At 71.3% G+C, this 23,429-nt stretch carries 28 protein-coding genes; 14 read left to right on the top strand and 14 right to left on the bottom strand.

The annotated features are described in order from the left end of the window. Position 1 precedes the first annotated feature (1 nt). Complete coding sequence (gene cysS / locus FK530_RS04510) at positions 2-1,396, bottom strand: cysteine--tRNA ligase (protein ID WP_146485785.1); 1,395 nt, start codon at positions 1,394-1,396, stop codon at positions 2-4. Between the two features lie 85 nt (positions 1,397-1,481). Between cysS and rarD the strand changes: the two genes are divergently transcribed. The 3 genes from rarD (at position 1,482) to FK530_RS04495 (ending at position 3,633) form a co-directional block, all read left to right on the top strand. Next, entirely contained in the window at positions 1,482-2,405 is a 924-nt protein-coding gene (gene rarD / locus FK530_RS04505; RefSeq protein ID WP_146485784.1) for an EamA family transporter RarD, read from the top strand. 182 nt (positions 2,406-2,587) lie between these two features. Continuing rightward, a complete protein-coding gene (locus FK530_RS04500) occupies positions 2,588-3,085 on the top strand; it encodes a hypothetical protein (protein WP_146485783.1) in 498 nt (165 codons plus the stop codon). 161 nt (positions 3,086-3,246) lie between these two features. Continuing rightward, complete coding sequence (locus FK530_RS04495; protein WP_231706497.1) at positions 3,247-3,633, top strand: hypothetical protein; 387 nt, start codon at positions 3,247-3,249, stop codon at positions 3,631-3,633. Positions 3,634-3,771: 138 nt separating this feature from the next. Here FK530_RS04495 and ispF read toward each other — a convergent pair whose 3' ends face one another. The 3 genes from ispF to FK530_RS04480 are packed head-to-tail and all read right to left on the bottom strand — an operon-like array spanning position 3,772 to position 5,389. Then, positions 3,772-4,245 carry a 2-C-methyl-D-erythritol 2,4-cyclodiphosphate synthase gene (ispF, locus tag FK530_RS04490; RefSeq protein WP_146485782.1) on the bottom strand — a complete coding sequence of 158 codons (474 nt, stop codon included), beginning with the start codon at positions 4,243-4,245 and terminating at the stop codon, positions 3,772-3,774. Then, positions 4,242-4,904, bottom strand: coding sequence for a 2-C-methyl-D-erythritol 4-phosphate cytidylyltransferase (gene ispD, locus FK530_RS04485; RefSeq protein WP_146485781.1), 663 nt, complete (start codon positions 4,902-4,904; stop codon positions 4,242-4,244). The genes ispF and ispD overlap by 4 nt, the downstream gene beginning before the upstream one ends. Then, positions 4,901-5,389, bottom strand: a complete 489-nt coding sequence (locus tag FK530_RS04480) for a CarD family transcriptional regulator (RefSeq protein WP_146485780.1) — start codon at positions 5,387-5,389, stop codon at positions 4,901-4,903. Before FK530_RS04480 ends, ispD begins: the two co-directional genes overlap by 4 nt. A gap of 282 nt (positions 5,390-5,671) precedes the next feature. Here FK530_RS04480 and FK530_RS04475 point away from each other — a divergent pair, with 282 nt between their 5' ends. Genes FK530_RS04475 through disA form a run of 3 tightly spaced genes read left to right on the top strand, consistent with a single transcriptional unit; the run spans position 5,672 to position 8,765 of the window. Next, complete coding sequence (locus tag FK530_RS04475) at positions 5,672-6,262, top strand: copper chaperone PCu(A)C domain-containing protein (protein ID WP_146485779.1); 591 nt, start codon at positions 5,672-5,674, stop codon at positions 6,260-6,262. 15 nt (positions 6,263-6,277) lie between these two features. After that, complete coding sequence (gene radA / locus FK530_RS04470; protein ID WP_146485778.1) at positions 6,278-7,675, top strand: DNA repair protein RadA; 1,398 nt, start codon at positions 6,278-6,280, stop codon at positions 7,673-7,675. Between the two features lie 16 nt (positions 7,676-7,691). Next, a complete protein-coding gene (gene disA, locus FK530_RS04465) occupies positions 7,692-8,765 on the top strand; it encodes a DNA integrity scanning diadenylate cyclase DisA (protein ID WP_146485777.1) in 1,074 nt (357 codons plus the stop codon). 33 nt (positions 8,766-8,798) lie between these two features. Here disA and FK530_RS04460 read toward each other — a convergent pair whose 3' ends face one another. Both FK530_RS04460 and FK530_RS04455 read right to left on the bottom strand, forming a co-directional pair. Continuing rightward, the gene (locus FK530_RS04460; protein ID WP_146485776.1) at positions 8,799-9,614 is read right to left on the bottom strand and encodes a BsuPI-related putative proteinase inhibitor; all 816 of its coding nucleotides are present in this window, start codon (positions 9,612-9,614) and stop codon (positions 8,799-8,801) included. A gap of 69 nt (positions 9,615-9,683) precedes the next feature. After that, positions 9,684-10,337 carry a carbonic anhydrase gene (locus FK530_RS04455; protein WP_146485775.1) on the bottom strand — a complete coding sequence of 218 codons (654 nt, stop codon included), beginning with the start codon at positions 10,335-10,337 and terminating at the stop codon, positions 9,684-9,686. An 18-nt stretch (positions 10,338-10,355) separates the two neighbouring features. Between FK530_RS04455 and FK530_RS04450 the strand changes: the two genes are divergently transcribed. The 4 genes from FK530_RS04450 to FK530_RS04435 are packed head-to-tail and all read left to right on the top strand — an operon-like array spanning position 10,356 to position 13,838. Continuing rightward, positions 10,356-11,267: an iron-sulfur binding domain-containing protein gene (locus tag FK530_RS04450; RefSeq protein WP_231706496.1), complete on the top strand. Its 912-nt coding sequence runs from the start codon at positions 10,356-10,358 to the stop codon at positions 11,265-11,267. Between the two features lie 46 nt (positions 11,268-11,313). Next, a complete protein-coding gene (locus tag FK530_RS04445) occupies positions 11,314-12,243 on the top strand; it encodes an oxygenase MpaB family protein (protein ID WP_146485773.1) in 930 nt (309 codons plus the stop codon). Between the two features lie 10 nt (positions 12,244-12,253). Further along, positions 12,254-13,093 carry an SDR family NAD(P)-dependent oxidoreductase gene (locus FK530_RS04440; RefSeq protein ID WP_146485772.1) on the top strand — a complete coding sequence of 280 codons (840 nt, stop codon included), beginning with the start codon at positions 12,254-12,256 and terminating at the stop codon, positions 13,091-13,093. 37 nt (positions 13,094-13,130) lie between these two features. Beyond that, a complete protein-coding gene (locus tag FK530_RS04435; protein WP_146485771.1) occupies positions 13,131-13,838 on the top strand; it encodes a DsbA family oxidoreductase in 708 nt (235 codons plus the stop codon). Between the two features lie 12 nt (positions 13,839-13,850). Here the strand turns inward: FK530_RS04435 and FK530_RS04430 are convergent, their stop codons facing one another. The 4 genes from FK530_RS04430 to FK530_RS04415 form a co-directional block, all read right to left on the bottom strand. Continuing rightward, on the bottom strand, positions 13,851-14,417 hold the full coding sequence (locus FK530_RS04430; RefSeq protein ID WP_146485770.1) for a TetR/AcrR family transcriptional regulator: 567 nt from the start codon (positions 14,415-14,417) through the stop codon (positions 13,851-13,853). Between the two features lie 34 nt (positions 14,418-14,451). After that, complete coding sequence (locus FK530_RS04425) at positions 14,452-15,387, bottom strand: SDR family oxidoreductase (RefSeq protein WP_146485769.1); 936 nt, start codon at positions 15,385-15,387, stop codon at positions 14,452-14,454. A 76-nt stretch (positions 15,388-15,463) separates the two neighbouring features. After that, a complete protein-coding gene (locus FK530_RS04420; RefSeq protein WP_146485768.1) occupies positions 15,464-16,291 on the bottom strand; it encodes an Fpg/Nei family DNA glycosylase in 828 nt (275 codons plus the stop codon). 2 nt (positions 16,292-16,293) lie between these two features. Next, entirely contained in the window at positions 16,294-17,064 is a 771-nt protein-coding gene (locus FK530_RS04415) for an alpha/beta fold hydrolase (RefSeq protein WP_146485767.1), read from the bottom strand. Positions 17,065-17,105: 41 nt separating this feature from the next. Here FK530_RS04415 and FK530_RS04410 point away from each other — a divergent pair, with 41 nt between their 5' ends. Both FK530_RS04410 and FK530_RS04405 read left to right on the top strand, forming a co-directional pair. Beyond that, positions 17,106-17,441, top strand: a complete 336-nt coding sequence (locus FK530_RS04410; protein ID WP_146485766.1) for an antibiotic biosynthesis monooxygenase family protein — start codon at positions 17,106-17,108, stop codon at positions 17,439-17,441. Between the two features lie 62 nt (positions 17,442-17,503). Then, positions 17,504-17,809, top strand: a complete 306-nt coding sequence (locus tag FK530_RS04405) for a hypothetical protein (RefSeq protein WP_223120484.1) — start codon at positions 17,504-17,506, stop codon at positions 17,807-17,809. Positions 17,810-17,919: 110 nt separating this feature from the next. Here the strand turns inward: FK530_RS04405 and hsaB are convergent, their stop codons facing one another. The 3 genes from hsaB to FK530_RS04390 all read right to left on the bottom strand — a co-directional run bounded on the left by hsaB (position 17,920) and on the right by FK530_RS04390 (position 19,973). Beyond that, the gene (gene hsaB / locus FK530_RS04400) at positions 17,920-18,471 is read right to left on the bottom strand and encodes a 3-hydroxy-9,10-secoandrosta-1,3,5(10)-triene-9,17-dione monooxygenase reductase subunit (RefSeq protein WP_146485764.1); all 552 of its coding nucleotides are present in this window, start codon (positions 18,469-18,471) and stop codon (positions 17,920-17,922) included. Between the two features lie 127 nt (positions 18,472-18,598). Further along, on the bottom strand, positions 18,599-19,387 hold the full coding sequence (locus tag FK530_RS04395; RefSeq protein ID WP_205124174.1) for a phytanoyl-CoA dioxygenase family protein: 789 nt from the start codon (positions 19,385-19,387) through the stop codon (positions 18,599-18,601). Positions 19,388-19,439: 52 nt separating this feature from the next. Then, positions 19,440-19,973, bottom strand: a complete 534-nt coding sequence (locus FK530_RS04390; RefSeq protein WP_146485762.1) for a hypothetical protein — start codon at positions 19,971-19,973, stop codon at positions 19,440-19,442. A 161-nt stretch (positions 19,974-20,134) separates the two neighbouring features. Between FK530_RS04390 and FK530_RS26575 the strand changes: the two genes are divergently transcribed. Both FK530_RS26575 and FK530_RS26570 read left to right on the top strand, forming a co-directional pair. Continuing rightward, positions 20,135-20,515: a hypothetical protein gene (locus tag FK530_RS26575; protein ID WP_231706531.1), complete on the top strand. Its 381-nt coding sequence runs from the start codon at positions 20,135-20,137 to the stop codon at positions 20,513-20,515. Continuing rightward, positions 20,458-20,790 (top strand): potassium channel family protein, encoded by a 333-nt coding sequence (locus FK530_RS26570; protein ID WP_231706527.1) that lies wholly within the window; start codon positions 20,458-20,460, stop codon positions 20,788-20,790. Before FK530_RS26575 ends, FK530_RS26570 begins: the two co-directional genes overlap by 58 nt. A gap of 33 nt (positions 20,791-20,823) precedes the next feature. Here FK530_RS26570 and FK530_RS04380 read toward each other — a convergent pair whose 3' ends face one another. Continuing rightward, the gene (locus FK530_RS04380) at positions 20,824-23,400 is read right to left on the bottom strand and encodes an ATP-dependent Clp protease ATP-binding subunit (protein ID WP_146485761.1); all 2,577 of its coding nucleotides are present in this window, start codon (positions 23,398-23,400) and stop codon (positions 20,824-20,826) included. Positions 23,401-23,429: the final 29 nt, after the last annotated feature.

The raw sequence follows: 23,429 nt of genomic DNA, 5'->3' as shown, positions 1-23,429 counted from the left end.
CCTACTTGTTCTTCTTCAGTGTCCACGCGGAGCCGTCGGCGCCGTCGGTGACCTCGATGCCCGCGGCGTGCAGCCGATCGCGCGAGGCGTCGGCCTCCGCCCAGTTCTTCTCCGCCCGCGCGGCGGCGCGCCGCTCGAGCTCGGCCTGCACCAGCACGCCGAGGGCGTCCACGGCCTGGCCGTCGCCGGCGTTCTCCGTGACCCAGTGCGGGTCCAGCGGGTCGACGCCGAGGATCGACGTCATCGCCCGCACCGCGCCGGCCAGGCGCCGCGCCTCGTCGAGATCACCCGATTCGAGTGCCGCGTTGCCGGCCCGCACGGCACCGTGCACCTCCGCCAACGCCGACGGTACGCCGAGGTCGTCGTCGAGCGCGGCGGCGAAACCGTCGGTCCAGTCGCCGACCGGGACCTCGCCCGCCCGCTCGACGGTGCGCTGCACGAAGGCCTCGATCCGGCCGTACGCGGTGACGGCCTCCTCCAGCGCGCCCGCCGAGTACTCCTGCATCGAGCGGTAGTGCGCCGAACCGAGGTAGTACCGCAGCTCGACGGCGCGGTACTGCGTGAGCAGGTTGGGGATCGCGACGACGTTGCCGAGCGACTTGCTCATCTTCTCGCCCGACATCGTGACCCAGCCGTTGTGCAGCCAGTAATTCGCGAACGGGTCGCCCGCCCCGTGCGCCTGAGCGATCTCGTTCTCGTGGTGCGGGAAGACCAGGTCCATGCCGCCGCAGTGGATGTCGAACTGCGCGCCGAGGTAGCTCGTCGCCATCGCGGAGCACTCGAGGTGCCAGCCCGGCCGGCCGGGGCCCCACGGCGACGGCCAGCTCGGCTCGCCCGGCTTCGCGGCCTTCCACAGTGTGAAGTCCAGCGGGTCCCGCTTACCCTCGGCGAGCGTCTCGCCCTGCTGCACGTCGTCGACCTTCTGCCGACTCAGCTCGCCGTAGCTCGGCAGGCTCCGCACGGAGAAGTAGACGTCACCCGCGGCCGCGTAGGCGTGGCCGCGCGCGATCATCCGCTCCATGTAGTCGACCATCTGGGTGATGAAGCCGGTCGCGCGCGGCTCCGCGGAGGGCGGCAGTACGCCCAGGGCGTCGTAGGCGCGGGTGAACTCGCGCTCGTGCGTCGCGGCCCACTCCCACCAGGGGCGGCCCGCCTCGGCGGCCTTGCGCAGGATCTTGTCGTCGATGTCGGTCACGTTGCGCACGAACGCCACGTCCAGCCCCTTGGCGATCAGCCAGCGCCGCAGCACGTCGAAGGCGACGCCGCTGCGGATGTGGCCGATGTGCGGGACGCCCTGGACCGTCGCGCCGCAGAGGTAGATGCCCGCCTTGCCGTCCACGAGGGGCACGAAGTCACGGACCTCGCGGGTCAGGGAGTCGTAAAGGCGCAGCGTCACGCCGACTGATTCTACGGGTCGCGGTGCGCGCACCTCGCAGGTCAGGGCCTTCGATGGTGCGGACCCAAAAAGGTAGGATCATTCAGTGGCCGAACGTGACGTCTCCGAGGTGACCCGCGGCACCGCCATGGGCGTCGCCGCCTACCTGCTCTGGGGGCTGTTCCCCCTGTACTTCGACGCGCTGAGGCCCACCGGGCCGTGGGAGATCCTCGCCCACCGCATCCTCTGGACGCTGGTGCTGTGCGGCGCCGCGCTGGTGATCCTCCGCGACCTCGGCTGGATCCGGCCGGTGCTGCGGCAGCCGCGGCTGCTGGCCGGAGTGACGATCGCTGCGCTGCTCATCTCGACCAACTGGATCGTCTACATCGTGGCGGTCACGTCGGGCCACACGTCGGATGCGGCGCTCGGCTACTTCCTCAATCCGCTGGTCACCGTGGCGCTCGGCGTCGTCGTGTTGCGCGAGCGGCTGCGGCCGCTGCAATGGGTCGCCGTCGGCATCGGTGTCCTGGCGTTCGTCTACCTCGCGGTCGTGGCGGGGACCTTCCCGGTGACCGCCCTGGCGCTCGCCTTCTCCTTCGGCCTCTACGGGCTGGTGAAGAACAAGGTCGGCGCGCACCTGAACGCACTGCAGGGCCTGACGCTGGAGACCGCGATCCTCGCGCCGATCGCCGCGGTAGTCCTGGTGGGCATCGCGCTCTGGGGCGGCGGACTGGACTTCGCCCGGCACGGCGCGGGCCACGCCGCGCTGCTCGCGTTCGCCGGCGTCGCGACCGCGGTGCCGCTGCTGCTCTTCGCCGCGGCCGCGCGACGGATCCCACTCGTGACCGTCGGGCTGATCCAGTTCGCGACGCCGGTCATGCAATTGCTGTGTGCGGTGCTCTTCCTCGGCGAGCACGTCTCGCCGGAGCGGTGGATCGGCTTCGGCATCGTCTGGATCGCACTGCTCCTGCTCACCGCCGACACCGTGATCACGCTGCGTCGCGCGCGATCCGGACGGCTCGCGGCGTAGAAGCGAGCTACTCGAGCCGGAACCTGTCACACCCCGTCCCTACGGTGACGCCATGGGCGGACGGGGCGAGTGCCCACGCGGGGCGGAGGACGACGGTGACCACCTACAAGCGGAACAGACGTCGCTCCGAGCCCGGTGGTCGCACACCGGGAGGCACCGCCCCCTGCTCGGACTGCGGGAAAGTGGCGTTCGCATCCCATAAGGCCGCGCGGCGGATCGCCCGGCTACGTCAACTCAACGACCTCCACACCTATCCCTGCCCCACGGGCAACGGGATCCACCTCGGGCACCAACCCGAGGCCGTCGCCCGCGGAGCCCTCTCGGCGGCGGACTACGCCCGGGGAGCGAAGCCCCATCTGCGACGCACGGTGAGCGCCGGGGTTCGCGCCCGGTTCGCGGAGTGCTTCCCACCGCCGGTGCTGGCGTCGTTCGGCGCAACGCTGTCCGCGTCGATCACCTGCTGGCGCGCCGAGCACGCGGGCGGCCCGTCCTGGCGCGATGCCCTCGCACCCTACGCCGACGATCCTGACCACCCGGTGGCCCTCCTGCTGGCCGCACCACCCGACCGCAAGGCCTCGACGTGGCGCGCTCAGGCGGCGGGTCTTCTCATGGAGGCTCTACGGGACGGGCAATGGATCACCTTCGACCGGCGCCCGGGATCTCTGCGCTCGTGGCGCTGAACACCGTCCGCCCCGACTGCCTGGCGGGTGGTCATGCTTTCGTGGACGAGTCCAAGCACAGGGACTACCTCCTTGTCGCGGCCGTCCTCGCACCACAGGACCTCGCACCTGCGAGACGCGCGATTCGAGGACTGCTACTTCCCGGTCAGCCTCGCCTTCATATGAAGCAAGAGAAGGATTCTCGGCGCCGAAAGATCCTGAGCACCATCAGTGACATATCGCCTGCGTTGCACATCTACCGAGCGCCACCCGACGGCCGCACGGAGGTCTCGCGCCGCGAGCACTGCCTCCGAAGACTGGTCGACGACTTGCACCGTGACGGGCACACCCGACTGTGCCTCGAGCTGGACCAGACTCTCCGCAGGCGCGACCTGCAGACGTTGATCGAAGCGACGCACGCTGCAAGCAGTAAGGCGTGGTTGGACTATCGCCACGAGCGAGCACGCGACGAGGCGCTGCTCGCGATTCCGGACGCCGTCGCGTGGGCATGGTCCAAAGGCGGCGATTGGAGGCGACGATGCGCCATCACCACGGTCATCGACGTCTGAGAGCGCAAAACCCGAGCGCCACGACCATTCCGGACGGGTCTCGGGTTCACTTTCCGAAGCTCAGCGCAACGGACTACTTCAGGTTACAGCGTTCCGCGGTCTCATGGCAGGCACAGCAGTCGCCCGCCCGCTGGCGAGTCAGCCCGCGGCGTACACCAGGGCCGTCGCCATGGCGGCGACGCCCTCGCCGCGGCCGGTGAGCCCCAGGCCGTCGGTCGTGGTGGCGGAGACGGAGACCGGGGCGCCGAGCAGCTCGCTGAGCACCTCCTGCGCCTCAGCGCGCCGCGGCCCGACCTTGGGCCGGTTGCCGATGAGCTGCACCGCGGCGTTGCCGACGGTGAGGCCCGCCTCGTGGAGCAGGCCGCGCACATGGGTGAGCATCTCCGCCCCCGTGATGCCGACGTTGTCCGAGCGCCCCACCCCGAAGACGGTGCCCAGATCGCCGAGGCCGCCCGCGGAGAGCAGTGCGTCGCACAGGGCGTGCACGGCGACGTCCCCGTCGGAGTGACCGGAGCAGCCGTCACCGTCGAACAGCAGGCCGAACATCCAGCAGGGCCGTCCGGCCTCGAAGGGATGGACGTCGGTACCGATGCCGACGCGGGGCACGATCATGCGGTCTCCTCGGCGAGGACCTGCGCGATCCGCAGGTCGAAGGCGGTGGTGATCTTCATGGCGAGCGGGTCGCCCGGGACGGTGACGACGGTGCCGCCCGCGCGCTCCACGAGTCCGGCGTCGTCGGTCGCGAGCTCGCCCGGCGCGGCGGCGTAGGCCGCACGCAGCGCCCCGGCCGTGAAGCCCTGCGGCGTCTGCACGGCACGCAGGTCGGCGCGGTCGACGGTGGCCTCGACGATCCCGTCCGCGTCGACGCGCTTGACGGTGTCGGCGACGGGCAGCACGGGAATGACCGCGCTCGCCCCGCCGCGGAGCGCGGCGACGACCCGCTCGATCATCGGCGCCGGCGTCAACGGCCGCGCGGCGTCGTGGACCAGCACCAGCTCCGCGTCGCCCGCGGCGGCGAGGCCCGCCCGCACCGAGTCGGTGCGCTCGGCCCCGCCCACGACGACCCGCGCCCGCGGCACCAGCTCTCGGGCCCGATCGATCATGTCCGGCGGCACCATCACGACGACGTCGTCCACGACCCCGGACGCGAAAAGACCGTCCACTGCCCTTTCGAGCAGTGAACGGTCCAGCAGAGTCACGAAGGCCTTGGGGACGTTCAACCCCAGACGTGTTCCCAGCCCAGCGGCGGGAACCAGCGCGACGACGGTCAGGAGGCCGCCGCCAGCGCCTCGTCGAGACGGGACTCGGCGCTGCCGTCGTCCGTCGCCTCGGCGAGCGCGAGCTCGCCCACGAGGATCTGGCGCGCCTTGGTCAGCATGCGCTTCTCGCCGGCCGAGAGGCCGCGGTCCTGCTCACGACGCCACAGGTCGCGAACGACCTCGGCCACCTTGTTCACATCGCCCGATGCGAGCTTCTCGAGGTTCGCCTTGTACCGGCGCGACCAGTTCGTGGGCTCCTCGGTGTGCGGCGCGCGCAGCACCTGGAAGACCTTGTCCAGGCCCTCCTGCCCGACCACGTCACGAACACCGACGACCTCGGCGTTCTCAGCGGGAACCTTGACCGTCAGATCACCCTGTGCGACCTTGAGCACGAGGTACTCGCGCTCACGTCCACCGATGGTCTTGATCTCGATAGCTTCGATCAGTGCGGCACCGTGATGGGGGTAGACAACGGTGTCTCCGACCTTGAAAATCATCTGATCCTTGCCCCTTTCGATATGACCAGGATAACACGGGGCGAATTCGGGCTGCGAGGCAACGTCGCAGGTCAGGACTCCTCCTGGGCTTGACAAACGAAGCCGCGGATGTTCTCCGCAGGTTCCGGCAACCGGCGGCGCGCACGACGGTGCGTAGTACTCGGGCCGTAGTTGCCGCCCGGCGGCACGCGCCCACACGCCTTCTACTACGCTGCGTGGTGACATACTCAGCACCGTCCGCACGCGGGTGTCGCCGCGCACGGGGAGGAAACTGGAGGAACCGTGTCCGCACGCACCGTCTCGACCCGCCGCACCGCCACCACCGTCGCGGGCGCCCTGCTCGCCGCCGGCGCCCTGCTCTCGGTGTCCGCCTGCGGCTCGGGCCAGATCTCGCAGACCGCGAACCAGGTGGCCGCGATCAACGGCGCCAACCAGACCTTCGTCGATCAGAAGATCACGCTGAGCGACGTCCACGTGCTGTACCCGGTGTCGGGCAGCCAGGGCAAGCTCGCCTTCGTGCTGACCAACCTGAACCCGCACCAGGCCGACAAGCTCAAGGGCATCTCGGACGAGAAGGGCCGCTTCGCCACCATCAGCGGCGACACCACGCTCACCGCGAGCGGCTCGCTGTACGGCAGCGCCCCCGCGGGCAGCGACACCAAGGCCTCCGGCGTCACGCGCCTCACGGTCTCCGTGCCCGTCGACGCCTCCTGGCGCCCCGGCCTCACCAACAAGCTCTGGTTCCACCTGGAGAAGGCCGGCTCGCTGCCGATCGACGTCCCGATCGACGCGGGTGCCGCGTCGGCCTCCGCCGCCGGCATCACCCCCACCGCCGGTGAGCACGGTGCCGGCGAGGGCGCCGGCGGCCACTAGGCCCTTCGGCACTCCATGGCAAAAGCCAAGGTGCAGTACACCTGCACCGAGTGCGGCCACACCGTGGCCAAGTGGGTCGGACGCTGCCCGTCGTGCGGCGCCTGGTCCACGATGGAGGAGGGCGCGCCCGTCCTCGCCGCCGGCTCCGGGCCGGCGGCGAACGTCGGGCTGACGCTCCCGAAGACCCGCGCGGTACCCATCACGAGGATCGACCCGAATTCGACGCGCGCACTCCCCGTCGGCATCGGCGAGCTGGACCGGGTCCTGGGCGGCGGCATCGTCCCCGGCTCGGTCATCCTGTTGGCCGGCGAGCCCGGCGTCGGCAAGTCCACACTGCTGCTCGAGGTCGTGCACCGCTGGGCCACGACGGGCCGCGGGAAGTCGCTGTACGTCACGGGTGAGGAGTCCGCGGGCCAGGTCCGTCTGCGGGCCGAGCGCACCGGCGCCCTCTCCGACCAGCTCTACCTCGCCGCCGAATCCGATCTGGGCACGGTGCTCGGCCACGTCGAGCAAGTGGCTCCGACCCTCATGGTGGTCGACTCGGTGCAGACGCTCTCGGCGTCCGGCGTCGACGGCGTGCACGGCGGCGTCACCCAGGTCCGGGCCATCACCACCACCCTCACCTCGCTGGCGAAGGCCACCGGCATCGCCGTGATCCTCGTCGGGCACGTCACGAAGGACGGCGCCGTCGCCGGTCCCCGATCGCTGGAGCACCTCGTCGACGTCGTGCTCAGCTTCGAAGGTGACAAGCACTCCACGCTGCGCATGGTCCGCGGCATCAAGAACCGGTTCGGCGCGTCCGACGAGGTGGGCTGCTTCGAGCAGCGCGAGTCCGGCATCGTCGAGGTCACGGACCCGTCGGGCCTGTTCCTGCACCACCGCGACCAGGCCGCCGCCGGGACGGCGGTCACCGTCGGGCTGGACGGCAAGCGGCCCATGCTGGGCGAGCTGCAGGCCCTCGTGACGCCCACGCCCCTGCCCGCGCCCCGCCGGGCCGTCTCCGGCCTGGACTCCGCCCGGGTCGCGATGATCCTCGCCGTGCTGGCCAAGCACGGCGGCATCGAGAACCTGCCGCAGAAGGATGTCTACGCGGCGACGGTCGGCGGGATGAAGATCACCGAGCCCGCCTCCGACCTGGCGCTGGCGTTGGCCGTGGCGTCCGGCGCTGTCGAGAAGGCGCTGCGCCCCAACACCGTCGTGCTGGGCGAGGTCGGGCTGGCGGGCGAGGTGCGGCGCGTGACGGGGCTGGAGCGGCGGCTCGCGGAAGCGGCGCGTCTCGGCTTCACGCACGCCATCGTCCCGCCCTCGCCCGACGGGCAGAGGTTGAAGGTCGACGGCATTCACATCGGCGAGGCGGCCACTCTCGCCGACGCACTGCGTCTGGGCTCCCTCGCGCCCACCGGCAGGAAGTGAGCGTTAACCTACCGCTATGAACCTCGAAGACGCGTTCGCCGGGAACGCGCCGCTGCGCGACACGGTGGTACGGGTGGCTCCCGGCACCGGGCTGCGCGACGGGATCGAGCGGATCCTCCGCGGCCGCACGGGCGCCCTCATCGTGCTCGGCTACGACGAGACGGTCGAGAAGATCTGCGACGGCGGCTTCCACCTGGACGTCGAGTTCGCCCCCACGCGCCTGCGCGAGCTCGCGAAGATGGACGGCGCGGTGGTCCTGTCCACCGACGGCACACGGATCGTGCGCGCGAACGTCCAGCTCGTCCCCGACCCCGCGATCCCCACACAGGAGTCCGGCACGCGGCACCGCTCGGCCGAGCGGGCTGCGATGCAGACGGGCTTCCCGGTGATCTCGGTGAGCGCGTCGATGTCGATCGTCCACGCCTACGTGGGCGGGGTGCGACACCTGGTCGACGACGCGGCGCCGATCCTCTCCCGCGCGAACCTCGCGATCGCCACGCTCGAGCGGTACGCCCACCGCCTCGACGAGGTGCTCTCGCACCTGTCCCGCGCCGAGATCGAGGACGTGGTCACCGTCCGCGAGGTCGCGCACGTGGTGCAACGGCTGGAACTGGTGCGGCGCTTGGCCGTCGAGATCGAACAGCACGTGCTGGAGCTCGGCACGTCGGGCCGGCAGATCGCGCTGCAGCTGGAAGACCTGCTGGGGGAATCGATCTCGCTGCGCGAACCGGTGCTCCGTGACTACCTGGGCGACGGCGACACCGTGGACGCCGCCGTGGTCCGCATCGACGCGCTCAGCGACGCCGACCTGCTCGCCGCCACCACCATCGCTGCGGCCCTGGGCTTCTCGGGCACGGTCGAGGCGCAGGACGAGCCCGTCTCGCCCCGCGGCCACCGGCTGCTCGGCTCGGTCCCGCGGCTGCGCGCCTCCCAGGTGGAGGCGCTGGTCGGCACGTTCGGCTCGCTGCAGACGCTGCTCGCGGCCTCCGCCGCCGACCTGCAGGCCGTCCCGGGCATCGGGTCCGACGGTGCGCGGCAGGCCCGCGAGGGGCTCTCGCGCCTCGCCGAGGCCTCGGTCGAGCGCTTCTGAGCAGCGGCTAGTTGCCGCCCTTCTGAGCAGCGGCTAGTTGCCGGTGCCGGCCCCCGCGTCGGCCCCGGCCTCCGGCGTGGGCGCTGCGCGGACGATGTTGAAGGTGACCGGGGCACTGCGCTTGGCGCCGAGCTGCGCCACCACCTGGTAGGCGCCGGGCGCCACCGGGACGCGCTGGGCCTGGCAGCCCGGGGCGGAGGTGGTGCCGGCCCACTGCAGCTTGTAGCGCAGCTGCTGGCCGGGCTGCAGCACCTCGTTCTTGATGCCGGGCTGGAACGTGCAGTCGAAGTTGGTCCAGAGCTGCTTGCTCCCGTCGAGGGTCAGCACGATCAGCTGCTGCTGGCCGGAACCGATGTCGCGTGCGCACGGCACCGGGCCGGCGTTCGTCACGGTCGCCTCGAAGGTCGGCTGCTCGCCGAGCGCGTACGTCGCCTTGTCGGCGCCGACGACCACGGAGATGTTGGCGTCGGGGCACGGCCCGCCTGCGACTACGGCGCCGGGCGTCGGGACGCCGCCGCCCGAGGAACTCGCGGAGGCCGAGGCGGCGCCCGAGCCGGCCGCGCCGGACTGCGGCGCACCGGATCCGCTCGCACCGCCCGCGCCGCCGGCGGCCCCGTTGTTGCCGGCCGAGGGATCGGCACCGTCGGGCGCCTGCGACGGGGGCAGGCCCGACGTGGTCGCGGGCGTGCTCGACGAGGCGGCGGCCGCGTTCTCCGACGAGTCCTTGCCGCCACCGACGAAGACGATGAGGAGCACCACGACGATCACCGCGAACAGCGCGAGGCCGGCGGCCAGCACGCGGCGGCGCCAGTAGATCTCGGGCGGCAGGGGTCCATGGGGCTCAAGCACGCTTCAACGGTAGCGTTTCCCCGGGCTCACGCCGCTGACCTGCGGCGGCGTGTCACGAATCGGTACGGATCACTCCGGGCGGACGGCCTGGAAGGGCGACGTGGCGGCCTCGCCGATCTCGCCCACGGAACCGCGGAGGTGCACCTTGCCCTCGGCCAGCTCGTACGTGAGGCCGACGATCGCGACGCGGCCCTCCTCGACGCCCTTGGCGATGATCCGCGAGCGCTCGATGAGCAGCCAGCTGGTCTCCATGACGTGCTGCGCGGTGATGTCGTTGACGTCGGAGAGCCCCTCGCGCCGGCCCGCCAGGACCGACGGCGTGAGCCGCTCGACGATGTCGCGGATGTAGCCGGGCGGCATGGTGCCGGTGTCGATCGAGTTCACGGTGGCGGCGACGGCGCCGCAGCTGTCGTGCCCGAGGATCGCGATGAGCGGCACCTTGAGCACCTCGATCGCGTACTCGATGGAGCCGAGGACCGCGGCGTCGATGATGTGCCCCGCGGTGCGGACCACGAACATGTCGCCGAGCCCCTGATCGAAGATGACCTCGGCCGCCACGCGGGAGTCGCCGCATCCGAAGAGCACGGCAGTGGGCTGCTGGCCGCTCGCCAGTTCCGCGACGCGGCTGGCGCCCTGGTTGGGGTGTTCCGGGGTGCCTTCGACGAAGCGCCGGTTGCCGTCACGGAGGGCGCGCCAGGCGCCGGGAGGAGTCGAAGTGGGCATGGGTCCATAATGCACGTCGTGCATGTCACGCGAGACACCAGAGGCGGTTCTGTCCCGGATTTCACACCGGTCCTCGCCTGGTTCGACGCCGCGGAGCGCGACCTCCCGTGGCGCGCGCCCGCCGTCGGCGCATGGGCGATCCTGGTCAGCGAGGTCATGTTGCAGCAGACGCCGGTGGTGCGGGTGGAGCCCGTCTGGCGCGCGTGGATGGAGCGCTGGCCGACGCCCGGGGATCTCGCCGCGGCCACCGGTGCCGACGCCGTGCGCGCCTGGGGCAAGCTCGGCTACCCACGCCGGGCGATGCGGCTGCACGCGTGCGCGCAGGCCCTCGTCGAGCGGTTCGACGGTGTCGTCCCCGCGGACGTCGACGAGCTCCTGTCGTTGCCCGGCGTGGGCGACTACACCGCCCGGGCGGTGGCCTGCTTCGCCTTCGGCCAGGACGTGCCCGTGGTCGACATCAACGTCCGACGGGTCCTGGCCCGCGCGGCGGACGGGGAGTCGGACGCGGCGAGCCCGTCGGCGAAACGTGACCTGGCGGCGGCCGTCTCGGCCCTGAGCACCGTGCCCGCGGACCGCCGGACGCGCCTGTCGGCGGGCCTGATGGAGCTGGGCGCGCTGGTCTGCACGGCACGGTCGCCGCGGTGCGGCGAGTGCCCGGTCCACGCGGAGTGCGCCTGGCTCGCGGCCGGCGCCCCGTCGGGCACGGTGGCGCCGAAGAAGGTGCAGAAGTACGAGGGCACGGACCGGCAGGCGCGGGGCCGGCTCCTCGACGTCCTCCGCGGGTCCGACGGCGCCGTCCCCCGCGCCGCGCTCGACGTGGCGTGGGAACGCGACCCGGCGCAGCGGGACCGCGCACTGGACTCCCTGCTGGTCGACGGCCTCATCGAGCAGACGAACGACGGTCGGTTCGCGCTCGCGGGTGAGGCCTGACCAGATTTTTATTCACACCTGTAGGAATTGGTGATAGATTCGGGCCATGATGCTCTCAGACGGCCCTCTGCGCGTCACGGACCAGGGATTCTTCGGTTCCGACTCGCCCACGTGGAAGGTGTGGGCCTCGCCCACCGCCCTCATCGGATTCCAGCGCTCGGTGGTGCTGGAACACTTCGACCCCGATCTCACCGCCGCGGTCGCGGATTCGGCCGGGATCTACACCGACCCGTTCGGCCGGCTCGACCGGACGCTGGCCTACTTCCTGCTCGTGGCGACGGCGGATTCGCGCACCGCGATCCAGGCGTCCGAGCACCTGATGGACGTGCACCGCAAGGCCACCGGCATCGAGCCGGTCACGGGGAAGAGGTACAGCGCCAACAACCCCGCCTCGCAGCTGTGGATCCACGTGACCGGCTGGCACTCGGTGCTCAAGTGCTACGAGATGTTCGGCCCCGGGCCGCTCTCCCCCGACGAGGAGGCGCGGTACTGGCGCGACTGCGTCGTGGCGGCCGAGCTGCAGACCTGCGATCCGGCGGACGTGCCCTCCTCGCGCGACGAGGTGCGCGCGTACTTCGACCGCGTCCGGCCGACGCTCGCGCTCACCGAGCGGGCCCGCACCGGCATGCACTACCTGCTCCGCACCCGCGACCGGGGGCTGAAGCTGCGCCTGGGCAGCTCACTCATCGCACCGGCCACCATCGCGACCCTGCCGGCGTGGATGCGCGAGATGGGCGGCTTCGATCAGCCCGGGGTGCTGGACGCGACCTACCCGCTCGCCGTGCGCCTGGCGGTGCGAGCCGCGACGGCCCAGCACGCCGCGGGCACCGTCCGGCTGGGAGGCCTCGTCGCGCCGACGACGGGCGGCATTCTGCGCCGCCACTTCGCGCAGGCGGACGAGCCAGCGGGCGTCGTCACGCCCGCGGAGGCCCGGCAGCGGTACGGCCGCGGCGCGCGGTCCGCCACGGCCTCGTAGGCTGGCCCGCATGACAACCTATGTAGTGACCGGCGCGAACGGAGGCCTCGGCGAGGTCGTGACGCGCCGCCTCGCCGCCACCGGCGGCCGTGTCGTGATGGCGTGCCGCGATGTCGCGGGCGCGCAGCGCATCGCCGACGGGATCGATGGCGATGTGACCGTCGAGCAGCTCGACCTCGCCGACCTGGATTCGGTGCGCGGCTTCGCGGACCGGATGGGCGAGGTCGACGTGCTCGTCAACAACGCCGGACTGATGTACGTGCCGCTCACGCGCACGAAGCAGGGCTTCGAGATGCAGTTCGGCGTCAACCACCTCGGTCACTTCGCACTCACCGGGCTTCTCCTCGACCGGATCACGGACCGCGTCGTCGCGGTTTCGTCGGTCGCGCACCGGCAGAACTTCCGCTGGCGCATGGACGACCCGAACTACGAACACCGCAAGTACCTGCGCACCGAGGCCTACGGGCAGAGCAAGCTCGCGAACATGATGTTCGCACGCGAGCTCCAGCGCCGGTTCGAGGCCGCCGGGTCGCACAAGAAGGCGTACTACGTGCATCCCGGCGTCTCGCCCACCGGACTGTTCGCGCGCACGGAGACGCCGCTCGACAAGGTGCTCGTCCCCGCGGTGAGCCTGCTCTCGAATCCGCCCGAGAAGGCCGCGGAGGCGCTCGTCCTGGCCGCCACCGATCGCGACCTCGATCCGCACCCGTGGTGGGGTCCGACGCAGCTCTTCCAGTCCCGCGGCCCGGTCGGGAAGTGCCCCACCACCAAGACCTCCAAGGACCGGGCCAAGTGGGCCGAACTGTGGGCGGTCTCCGAGAAGCTGACGGGCGTCTCCTACCCGCTCTGACGGGAATCGCCGGACGTCCGCGCGCGTTGCACCCACCATGCGCGTGGACGTCTGGACCGATATCAACTGCCCCTTCTGCTACATCGGGAAGGCCCGCTTCGAGGAGGCGCTGGCCGCGTTCCCGCAGCGCGACGAGGTCGAGGTGATCCACCGCTCGTTCGAGCTGGACCCGACGGCCGGCGATTCGGAGCCCGTGGTCCCGCGGATCGCGGCGAAGTACGGCATCAGCGAGGCGCAGGCCGCCGCCAACGAGCGCGGCCTGGGCGCGCAGGCGCAGCAGCTCGGCCTGCCCTACCAGGTGGAAGGCCGCGACAGCGGCAACAGCTTCGACATGCACCGCCTGTTGCACTGGGCCCTCGAGCTCGGCCGCCAGGAGGCGCTCCTCGACGCGCTCTACGCGGCGAACTTCGCCGAGGCCGCGCCGGCGTTCGGCAGCCGCGACCGGCTCGTCTCGATCGCCGAATCCGCCGGGTTCGACGGTGCCGCGGCCCGCGCGGTGCTCGAGGATCCGTCCGCCTACGCGGACGCCGTCCGCGCCGACGAGGAGACCGCGAAGCGGATCGGCATCGGCGGCGTCCCGTTCTTCGTCTTCGACGGCAAGTACGCCGTCTCCGGTGCACAGCCGGCCGAGGTCTTCACCGAGGCGCTCACCAGGGCCCGCGGCGAGGAGCCGCTGACCGTGGTCGGCGGCGACGACGCCGAGGCGTGCGGCCCCGACGGCTGCGAGCTCCCGCCGCGCGACTGACGTACACCCCGCCTACGGCGCGATCAGCTTCCGCACCGCGGCGGCGAGCGCCGCGTCGTCCAGGGCGGCCGCGGCGACCTCGCTGCCCCCGGTCAGCACGTCGCAGTGGACCAGTGCGAGAACCTCGACGAGCAGTGTCGGCGCGGGCGTCGCGGCGGTGACCGTCCCGGCGTCCTGCGCGGCCTGCAGCGCAGCGACCTTCTTGGCGTTCGAGCCGGAGGTGAACTCCAGCTCGACGAGCTCGCCGGGGCATTCGAGGGTGTGCCACAGGACGAGTCGCATCAGCTCGGGGTGCGCGCGGTTGAACGCGCGCAGCCGCACGGCGTAGCCCGGCAGGTCGTCGGCCGTGAACGGCACCGCTTCGAGGAGGTCCGCGACGCGGAACTCGATGACGGCGTCGAAGAGCTGGCGCTTGCCCCCGAAGTAGGCGTAGATCAGCTGCTTGTTGGCCTCCGCGGCCGCCGCGATGCGGTCGACGCGCGCCCCCGCGAGGCCGTGCTCGGCGAACTCGACGGTCGCGGCGTCGAGCAGGCGGGCCCGGGTCGCGGCAGCGTCGCGCTGCCCTTTGATGGAGGGCATCCGCTGCCCTGTGGCGGAGGGCGTCCGCTGCCCCCTAGCCGCGGGCGGCATCGCTCGGCAGGTCGGTTCCGGTCACCTCGGCAGCGTAGCGCCACAGCTTCGCCGCGGTGTCGGCGTCCCGCATCCGGGCGTTCTTCTTCGACATTCCCGCGGGGCCGACGAGGCCGAATCGTCCCTGCGGGCCGTAGTATTCGCCGTTCCGCGCCTGCGGATCGCTGGCCGCGAAGAGCAGGGGCTCGGCGCCCTGCTCGGGCTGCTGCGAGGGCAGGAAGCGCCCGACGAAGCGGGTGATCGACGACTCCTGCACGCCGTTGCCGCCGAGGCTCGCGCCCGCGGTCTGCAGGTTGGTGTGCGTGTAGCCGGGGTGTGCGGCGTCGCTGAGCAAGCCCCATCCGCGCCGATCACTCTCGGCGGCCAGGTGATTCGCGAACAGCAGGTCGGCGAGCTTGGACTGGCCGTAGGCGCGCGCCGGCGAATAGCGCCGCGTCGACTGGGGATCGGCGAAGTCGATCTTCCCGAAGTTCGCGACGCCGGAGCTCATCGTGGTGACGCGGGGCGACTCCGATCGAAGCAGAACGGGCAGCAGCAGATTCGTCAGCGCGAAGGGACCGAGGAAATTCGAGCCGAACTGCAGCTCGAAGCCGTCGGCGGTCTCGAACCGTCGCGGTGGAGCCATGACACCCGCGTTGTTGACGAGCACGTCGACCGCGACGCCGTCGGCCTCGATGCCCGCGACGAAGTCGCGCACGGAGGCCAGGTCCGCGAGGTCGAGGCGGCGCACGCTGAGGTCCGCACCGGGTACCTCCGCGAGGGTCTCCCGCCGGGCGCTCTCCCCCTTCTCCGGCGTGCGGACCGCCATGATCACGGTCGCGCCCGCGGCCGCGAGGCGCTTCGTCGCCTCCTTGCCCGTTCCGCTGTTCGAACCGGTGACCACGAAGGTGGTGCCCGTCTGATCGCCGACCTGGTACATCTCGTTCTCCCTCAGATTCAACTAACTGGTTAGTTGGAAGATTAGTCCGGAACTCCGCCGAGTGTCAACCAACTAGTTAGTTAGTCGCTCTGGCCTGACAGCGCGGGCACCACCAGATCGCCCGCTCGGCCTCGGCCGCACCGCCGAGGGAACCCGCGACGATCGCCGTCCCGCACCGCAGGCAGGGGCGGCGCACGCGGTCGTACACGAAATGATCGGGCCCGCGCGCCGCGCTCCCGGCGCCCCGCGCGCGCAGACCGTTCCGGTCGACGTCCGTCGTCACCCGGCGCGTCCGTCCGAGGTTGGCGCGCAGCAGCCGGGCGGCCTCGTCGGCCCAGTCCCGCGGATCGCCACACTCGCCGACCGGCGTCGCGGGATGGACGCCGCGCAGGAAGCAGAGCTCGTTGCGGTAGACGTTGCCCACGCCGGCCAGCACCCGCTGGTCCAGTAGCGCCAGGCCGACGGGGCGGTCCGGCTCGGCCGCGAGGTTCGACGCAGCCCGGTCGGCGTCCCAGTCCGGGCCGAGCGGGTCGGGACCGAGGCGGGCCAGCGCAGCGTCGGCCTCGGCCGGGCTGAGGACCTCGAGCGTGCCGAGCGAGAACCCGACCACCTGCGCACCGTCGACGCCGAGCACCGCGCGGGCCGTGTGCCCGGGCCTGCGCCAGCGCTCGCCGGGGCGGTACACGTGCCACTGCCCCTCCATCTTCAGGTGGCTGTGGATCACGGCGCCCTCCACTGCCATGAGGAGGTGCTTGCCGCGGGCGGTGACGTCGCCGACCGTGCGGCCCGTGAGGTCGACGGCGGCGTACCGCGGGACCCGGATGTCGCAGGCGGTGAGTACCTTCCCGGCGAGGATCGGGCGGAGCCGGTCCGCCAGGTTGTGGACGGTGTCACCCTCGGGCACCGTCAGTCCAGACCGGAGAGGAAGGCCTCGACGGCGCCGCGGTACACGCCGGGGGCGTCGTCGTGGACGAGGTGGCCGGCACCGTCGACCTTGAGGTAGCGCAGGTCCGGGCCCGCGAACGAGCGCACCATCCGCTCCCCCACGCCCGTCGGCACGACGGTGAACTCGGCCTCGATGAGGAGGGTGGGGACTGAGACCGCGCGCCACTGCGGCCAATGGTCGCGCGGCCCCCAGTGGTCCGCGATGGCGCGGAAGACGTCGAGCTCGCCGTGCAGGGCGCCGTCGTCGAAGGCCTCGTAGAAGTAGCGCCCGGCGACGGGACCGAACAGCGCCTCGCACTCCGCCTGCGAGGCGAAGCGCTCGGGCCAGCTCGCGAACCACGGCGCCCAGGTGTCGGTGGACTGGCCGGTGAACTCGGGCGACATGTCCTCGACCACGAGCGCACGCACCAGTTCTGGGTATTCCGCGGCGGTGCACCAGGCGTGCAGCCCGCCCATGGAATGGCCGATCAGGACGGCCGGCCCCTGGTCGAGGCAGGTGAGGATCTCGGCGACGTCGGCGACGAAGCGCTCGGTGGTGATGTCGTCGGGCGGGACGGAGAACCCCGGACCGCGATGGAACTCGGCGTCGAAGGTGAACACCCGGCCGTAGCGGCGCAGCCACGGGATCTGGCGGCGCCAGGTGCGCCCACGGCCCATGAGGCCGTGCAGCAGCACGATCGGAGCAGCCCCGTCCCGGCCTCCCCAATCTCTCAGGCCCACACACTCATCCACGCGGCCCAACCTACCCGGTCGGGCGGCGGTATCGTCGGGTCATGTCGGTAGTGAAGATCAATGCCATCCACGTCCCCGAGGGCGCGGGCCCCGAGCTCGAGAAGCGGTTCGCGCAGCGCGCGCACGCCGTGGAGAACTCGCCCGGCTTCCTCGGCTTCCAGCTCCTACGCCCCGTAAAGGGCGACGACCGCTACTTCGTCGTCACCCAGTGGGAGTCGGAGGAGTCCTTCGCCGCCTGGCGCGACGGGCCGGCACGTGAGGCGCACGCGGGTCAGCGCGACCCCAACGGCGGCGAGGGGCGCAAGCCCGTCGCCAGCGGCGCCGACCTGCTCGAGTTCGAGGTCGTCCTCGACGTCGCCGCGAAGGCCGCGCAGTAGCTCGGCAGGACGCGCACGAGATCGCGAGGCGGCGCCGGAACCTTCCGGCGCCGCCGCACGTCGTGTGCCGGGACCTCGCCGCACCGGGTCCGCGCGCCGTCCGGCACTGGCTGCGCCTGACGGACGACGAGGTCGCCCCGCACGTGCTCTCCTTGGACGACGCGACCCGCGTCGAATGGTCGTCGCTATGGCCGGACCGCCCGGACCTGCGCGTGATCTTCACCCTCGAGCCCGGCGACGGGGGCTCCGACGTGCAGTGGGTCCTCTACGCCGCGGAACCCCTCCCGGGGCCGCAGTACACCCGCCACGTCGCCCGACGGGTCAGCACCCTCGTCTTCGCCGACCTGCGGTACACCTACGGACAGTAGGGCCGTAGAGCTCGGTGTGCAGCTTCTGCGAGGCCATACGCGTGACGCATGGCTGCTCATGGCAATACACGCCTCACACCGGCAGGCGGCGCGGCTCAGGCCGGGAGCCGTCAGAGCCAGGCGCCGGAGTCCCAGGTGAGGAACGATTCGAGGCTGGCGGCGGGGTGCTGCTGCGGATGGTTCGTCGAGAGGTAGGCGCCGCGGTAGAACAGCAGCGGCTTCGCGTCGTCGACGTCGCCCAGGTGGTGCACCCGCCCGATCGCGATGTGGTGATCGCCACCGTCGAGCACGTTCTCGAGGGTGCAGTCCATCCACGTCAGCGAGCCGTCGATCGTCGGATTGCCGAGCGGCGACGGGGTCCACCGCAGGCCGTCGAACTTGTCGTCCACCGAGCGACCGAAGGCGGCGCTCACCGACTCCTGCTCCTGCCCCAGCACCGAGACGGCGAACTTCCCGGACGCCTCGATGTGCTTCCACGTGCGCGAGGTCTTCATCGGGCAGAACAGGACCAGCGGCGGGTCCAGCGACAGCGCGGCGAAGGACTGGCACGCGAAGCCGACCGGCTTCTCCTCGACGTCCGACGTGGCGATGATCGTGACGCCGGTGCAGAACTGCCCCATCACATGTCGGAACGTGCGCTGGTCGAATCCGGCCTCGGTCATGCTGCCAACCTACTCCCGCCGTCCCCGACGGTGCGCGCCCCACCACCGCCCGGCACGGCACGCGGCCGGGTGCACCGAGCCTGCGCACGGCCGACGCCCCGCGCCACCGATGCGCTCGGCGTGATCCTTACCCGCGGCAGCCCAGCGCGATCGCGCGCGCGACCGGGGTGAGCTCCGCGTCCGGGCGGTCCAGGTCGACGGGCGGCCCCAGCAGCGCGGGCTGCGCGAGGAACCGCGCGCCCCGCCCGGGCCCGGGCAGCAGCGCCTGCGAGGCGTGCACGAGGAACGGGTGGCAGAGGTAGACGTCGCCGGCCGCGCCGGTGGCGACCGCCTCGGGAAGGTGCGCGGTCTGCGCGAACTCCGGGATGAGTGCACCCATCTCCGTCCCCTCGTCGCCGTAGGGCCGCAGCAGCGGCGCCATCGCGCGATGCGAGCCCACGCGCAGCCGGGTCGGGGCGTCGTCGACGCCGATGTCGGAGAACAGGAACAGCATGAGCAGAGCCCGGCCCTTGCTGCGCACGTTGATCCTCCAGTGCAGGAAGGCCTCCGGCTGGTCGCCGGGGAAGCTCGGATCGAGGTGCCAGCCGTCGTCGCCCGGGCCGTCCTCGCACGGAAAGCGCACGGGGAACGTACCCAGCGACACCCGCGGCACCCATCCGCCGGGCCCGGCCAGCCGATCCGCAGCCTCCGCCAGCAGCGGCGACGCGGCCGCCTCCCGGAACGGCGCCTCGTCGTGCTCGCCCAGGCGGATCACCGGCCGGTCCCAGGTCGACGGGTCGTCCCGGTCCAGGCCGTAGGACGCGAGCTCCTCCCACAGCACGTCGCGCGCCGCGGCAGCCGTCGCCTCACTGAACGCGCCACGGACGGCGACGAAGCCGTCCCGGACGAACTCCTCCACCTGCTCCTCGGTCACCACGCCCCCAGCCTGGCAGCGCGCACCGTCCGGCCGCCACCGGTTTCCCGTGCCTTCACAGCGGCACGGCGTCGGCCCCGCCGGGCTGCCCCGCATCGACCGGCGCGGGCCGGTGCGACACCTGCTCGGGGACGGCGTCGCTGAGCACGATGACGAGGAGCGCGGCCCCCATCGCGACGGCCGCCGCGTTGTCGTGGATCACCGGCACCGGGAGCACGCTCGCCGCGGTACCGCTGAGCAGGGGGATCGCGGTCCAGCGCGCGGCCCGGCGCAGCGAGTTCGTGCCGAGGCACCAGTTCAGCGCTCCGAAGGACATCAACAGCGTCATCCCGATCCCCAGTGCGGCGTCCCGCCAGCCCCAGTGATCGCCCGAACCGGCGTGGTGCGGGCCGATGGCGATCGCCAGGAGGATCACCAGGAACATCACCGCGAAGCCCGCGCCGAACCCCGCGACGAGCGGCACGAGCCGGCGCGGCCGGCGGCAGTGCAGCAGTGCCGCAGCGAGGTACAGGAGTACACCCACGAGGAACGAGGAGCCGCCGAGGTCGTCCTCGTCGACGATGATGCCCATGGTGGCGAAAACCGTCATCGAACACAGCGCGAGGAGCACCCACGACGCGCACCGCCGCACCTTCCAGTGCACCGCCCACCACCCATTCTCATCCGATCATTCGATGGTATTGCAAATCATCACCTCGCGCGCGGCGGGTTCTCCGGCGCGGAACCGCCGTCCCGGAGTACCTTTCGCCGGTGACGCGCAGGCAGGTCTGGGAACGCCGGACGAACCCGTTGATGATCGCCCTGGCCCTCGGTTTCCTCGCCGTGTACGCGGTGCAGGTACTCGACGTGGCCCCGACGCCCCTCGTTCGGCACCTCGTCGACTGGAGCGACATAGCGATCTGGGCGGCGTTCCTCGCCGACTACCTGATCCGGGTACGGCTCTCCACCGATCGCTGGCGGTTCGTGCGCACCCACCCGATCGATCTGCTCGCCATCGCGCTGCCGCCGTTCCGTCCGCTGCGCGCGCTCCGCGCGGCGCCCCGGACACGAAGGTCACGGGCTACGGCGATGCCCTGTGGTGGGCCGCGGTCACCGTCACCACGGTCGGCTACGGCGACATCTATCCGGTGACGGTCGAGGGCAGGGCCGTCGCCCTGTGCCTGATGGTCTTCGGCATCGGCCTGATCAGCTTCGCGATCGGCACTGCGACCAGCTGGGTCGTCGACCAGCTCAAAGCGGTCGACGCGAGCGCCCGGCGCACCGACCGCGAGGTGGACGAGCTGACCGCCGAGGTGCGCGCCCTGCGGGAGGAGATCGGCAGGCTCGCCGGCACCGAGCCGCCGTCGCCCGCGGACCGGACCGGCCCGCAACCCGGGAACGCGAAGAGCCGCCACCCCGCAGGGTGACGGCTCCTCGAACCGACCGGCGTCGAGCGAACGCTAGGCGGTCTCGCCGGACGTCTTCTCGCCCGCGAGAGCGGGCAGGGCCTCGTCCGACTTCTTCTCCAGATCGGCCGTGGGCGGCTTGGGCTTGCCGACGAAGGTGAACTTCGCGTCCTCGCCCTTGCTCTCGCCGTCCCAGCCCTCGACGTCGACCGCGACGATCTGGCCCGCGGCGATCTCACCGAACAGGATCTTCTCGGACAGCGCGTCCTCGATCTCCCGCTGGATGGTGCGGCGCAGCGGCCGGGCACCGAGGACCGGGTCGAAGCCGCGCTTCGCGAGCAGCGACTTGGCCTGGTCGCTGACCTCGAGCCCCATGTCCTTGTTCTTCAGCGCATTGCCCACGCGGTTCAGCATGAGGTCGACCATCTCGATGATCTGATCCTGCGTGAGCTGGTGGAAGACGACGATGTCGTCGATGCGGTTGAGGAACTCGGGCCGGAAGTGCTTCTTGAGCTCGTCGTTGACCTTCTGCTTCATCCGGTCGTAGTTGGCACCGTCGGAATCGCCGGACGTGAAGCCCAGGCCGACCGCCTTCGAGATGTCCCCCGTACCGAGGTTCGACGTGAAGATCAGCACCGTGTTCTTGAAGTCGACCGTGCGACCCTGACCATCGGTCAGGCGGCCGTCCTCGAGAACCTGCAGCAGCGTGTTGTAGATCTCGCTGTGCGCCTTCTCGATCTCGTCGAAGAGCACCACGGAGAAGGGCTTGCGGCGCACCTTCTCGGTGAGCTGTCCGCCCTCCTCGTAGCCCACGTACCCGGGAGGGGCACCGAACAGGCGCGAGGCGGTGAAGCGGTCGTGGAACTCGCCCATGTCGATCTGGATGAGCGCGTCGTCCTCGCCGAACAAGAAGTTCGCCAGCGCCTTCGACAGCTCGGTCTTACCGACGCCGGACGGGCCGGCGAAGATGAACGAGCCCGACGGGCGCTTCGGATCCTTCAGGCCGGCGCGCGTACGGCGGATCGCCTTCGAGACCGCCTTGACGGCGTCCTCCTGGCCGATGATCCGCTTGTGCAGCTCGTCCTCCATGCGGAGCAGACGGGTGGTCTCCTCCTCGGTGAGCTTGAAGACGGGGATGCCGGTCCAGTTGCCCAGGACCTCGGCGATCTGCTCCTCGTCGACCTCCGCGACGACGTCGAGGTCGCCGGCGCGCCACTGCTTCTCGCGCTCGGCGCGCTCGCCGATGAGCTGCTTCTCCTTGTCGCGCAGCGACGCGGCCTTCTCGAAGTCCTGCTCGTCGATCGCCGACTCCTTCTCCCGGCGGGCATCGGCGATCTTGTCGTCGAAGGCGCGCAGGTCCGGCGGCGCGGTCATCCGGCGGATGCGCATGCGCGCGCCCGCCTCGTCGATCAGGTCGATCGCCTTGTCCGGGAGGAAGCGGTCGTTGATGTACCGGTCCGCCAGGGTGGCGGCGGCGACCAGCGCGCTGTCCGTGATGGAGATGCGGTGGTGCGCCTCGTACCGGTCGCGCAGGCCCTTGAGGATCTCGATGGCGTGCTCGACGCTCGGCTCGCCCACCTGGACGGGCTGGAAGCGGCGCTCCAGGGCGGCGTCCTTCTCGATGTACTTGCGGTACTCGTCCAGGGTGGTCGCGCCGATGGTCTGCAGCTCACCGCGGGCCAGCTTCGGCTTGAGGATCGACGCGGCGTCGATCGCGCCCTCGGCGGCACCCGCGCCGACGAGCGTGTGCAGCTCGTCGATGAACAGGATGATGTCGCCGCGGGTATCGATCTCCTTGAGCACCTTGCGCAGGCGCTCCTCGAAGTCACCGCGGTAGCGCGAGCCGGCGACCAGCGAGCCCAGGTCCAGCGTGTAGAGCTGCTTGTCCTTGAGCGTCTCCGGGACGTTGCCGTTCACGATGGCCTGCGCCAGGCCCTCGACGACGGCGGTCTTGCCGACGCCGGGCTCACCGATCAGCACCGGGTTGTTCTTGGTGCGCCGCGAGAGCACCTGCATGATGCGCTCGATCTCCTTGGACCGGCCGATGACCGGGTCCAGCTTGCCCTGCGCCGCGGCGGCGGTCAGGTTCCGGCCGAACTGGTCCAGCACGAGGGAGGTCGACGGGGTGCCCGCCTCGCCTCCGCCGCTCGTCCGGGCCCCGGCGCCGGCCGGCTCGCCGCCGCCCTCCTTGCCCTGGTAGCCGGAGAGCAGCTGGATGACCTGCTGGCGCACGCGGTTGAGATCGGCGCCCAGCTTCACCAGGACCTGGGCGGCGACGCCCTCGCCCTCGCGGATCAGGCCGAGCAGGATGTGCTCGGTGCCGATGTAGTTGTGGCCGAGCTGCAGCGCCTCGCGCAGCGAGAGCTCCAGGACCTTCTTGGCGCGCGGCGTGAAGGGGATGTGACCCGACGGGGCCTGCTGGCCCTGCCCGATGATCTCCTCGACCTGGCTGCGCACTCCCTCGAGGGAGATGCCGAGCGACTCGAGGGCCTTGGCGGCCACGCCCTCACCCTCGTGGATCAGGCCCAGGAGGATGTGCTCGGTGCCGATGTAGTTGTGATTGAGCATCCTGGCTTCTTCTTGCGCCAGGACGACGACGCGGCGAGCGCGGTCGGTGAACCTCTCGAACATGGCCATTTTCCTCACATCCCGGTTACTTC

Source organism: Tsukamurella conjunctivitidis (assembly GCF_007858475.1).
In the GTDB taxonomy this organism is placed as follows: Bacteria; Actinomycetota; Actinomycetes; order Mycobacteriales; family Mycobacteriaceae; genus Tsukamurella; species Tsukamurella conjunctivitidis.
This window is presented reverse-complemented; position numbering and strand designations above follow the sequence as displayed.

What these genes read in the sequence shown, in the direction of transcription:
- FK530_RS04435 (WP_146485771.1), top strand. Translation starts at nt 13,131, where the DNA reads ATGCGCGTGGACGTCTGGACCGATATCAACTGCCCCTTCTGCTACATC.
- FK530_RS04455 (WP_146485775.1), bottom strand. Translation starts at nt 10,337, where the DNA reads ATGCCCACTTCGACTCCTCCCGGCGCCTGGCGCGCCCTCCGTGACGGC.
- FK530_RS04380 (WP_146485761.1), bottom strand. Translation starts at nt 23,400, where the DNA reads ATGTTCGAGAGGTTCACCGACCGCGCTCGCCGCGTCGTCGTCCTGGCG.
- FK530_RS04430 (WP_146485770.1), bottom strand. Translation starts at nt 14,417, where the DNA reads ATGCCCTCCATCAAAGGGCAGCGCGACGCTGCCGCGACCCGGGCCCGC.
- FK530_RS04480 (WP_146485780.1), bottom strand. Translation starts at nt 5,389, where the DNA reads ATGATTTTCAAGGTCGGAGACACCGTTGTCTACCCCCATCACGGTGCC.
- disA (WP_146485777.1), top strand. Translation starts at nt 7,692, where the DNA reads ATGAACCTCGAAGACGCGTTCGCCGGGAACGCGCCGCTGCGCGACACG.
- FK530_RS04440 (WP_146485772.1), top strand. Translation starts at nt 12,254, where the DNA reads ATGACAACCTATGTAGTGACCGGCGCGAACGGAGGCCTCGGCGAGGTC.
- FK530_RS04445 (WP_146485773.1), top strand. Translation starts at nt 11,314, where the DNA reads ATGATGCTCTCAGACGGCCCTCTGCGCGTCACGGACCAGGGATTCTTC.
- FK530_RS04495 (WP_231706497.1), top strand. Translation starts at nt 3,247, where the DNA reads ATGAAGCAAGAGAAGGATTCTCGGCGCCGAAAGATCCTGAGCACCATC.
- radA (WP_146485778.1), top strand. Translation starts at nt 6,278, where the DNA reads ATGGCAAAAGCCAAGGTGCAGTACACCTGCACCGAGTGCGGCCACACC.
- FK530_RS04425 (WP_146485769.1), bottom strand. Translation starts at nt 15,387, where the DNA reads ATGTACCAGGTCGGCGATCAGACGGGCACCACCTTCGTGGTCACCGGT.
- hsaB (WP_146485764.1), bottom strand. Translation starts at nt 18,471, where the DNA reads ATGACCGAGGCCGGATTCGACCAGCGCACGTTCCGACATGTGATGGGG.
- ispF (WP_146485782.1), bottom strand. Translation starts at nt 4,245, where the DNA reads ATGATCGTGCCCCGCGTCGGCATCGGTACCGACGTCCATCCCTTCGAG.
- FK530_RS04410 (WP_146485766.1), top strand. Translation starts at nt 17,106, where the DNA reads ATGTCGGTAGTGAAGATCAATGCCATCCACGTCCCCGAGGGCGCGGGC.
- FK530_RS04390 (WP_146485762.1), bottom strand. Translation starts at nt 19,973, where the DNA reads ATGACGGTTTTCGCCACCATGGGCATCATCGTCGACGAGGACGACCTC.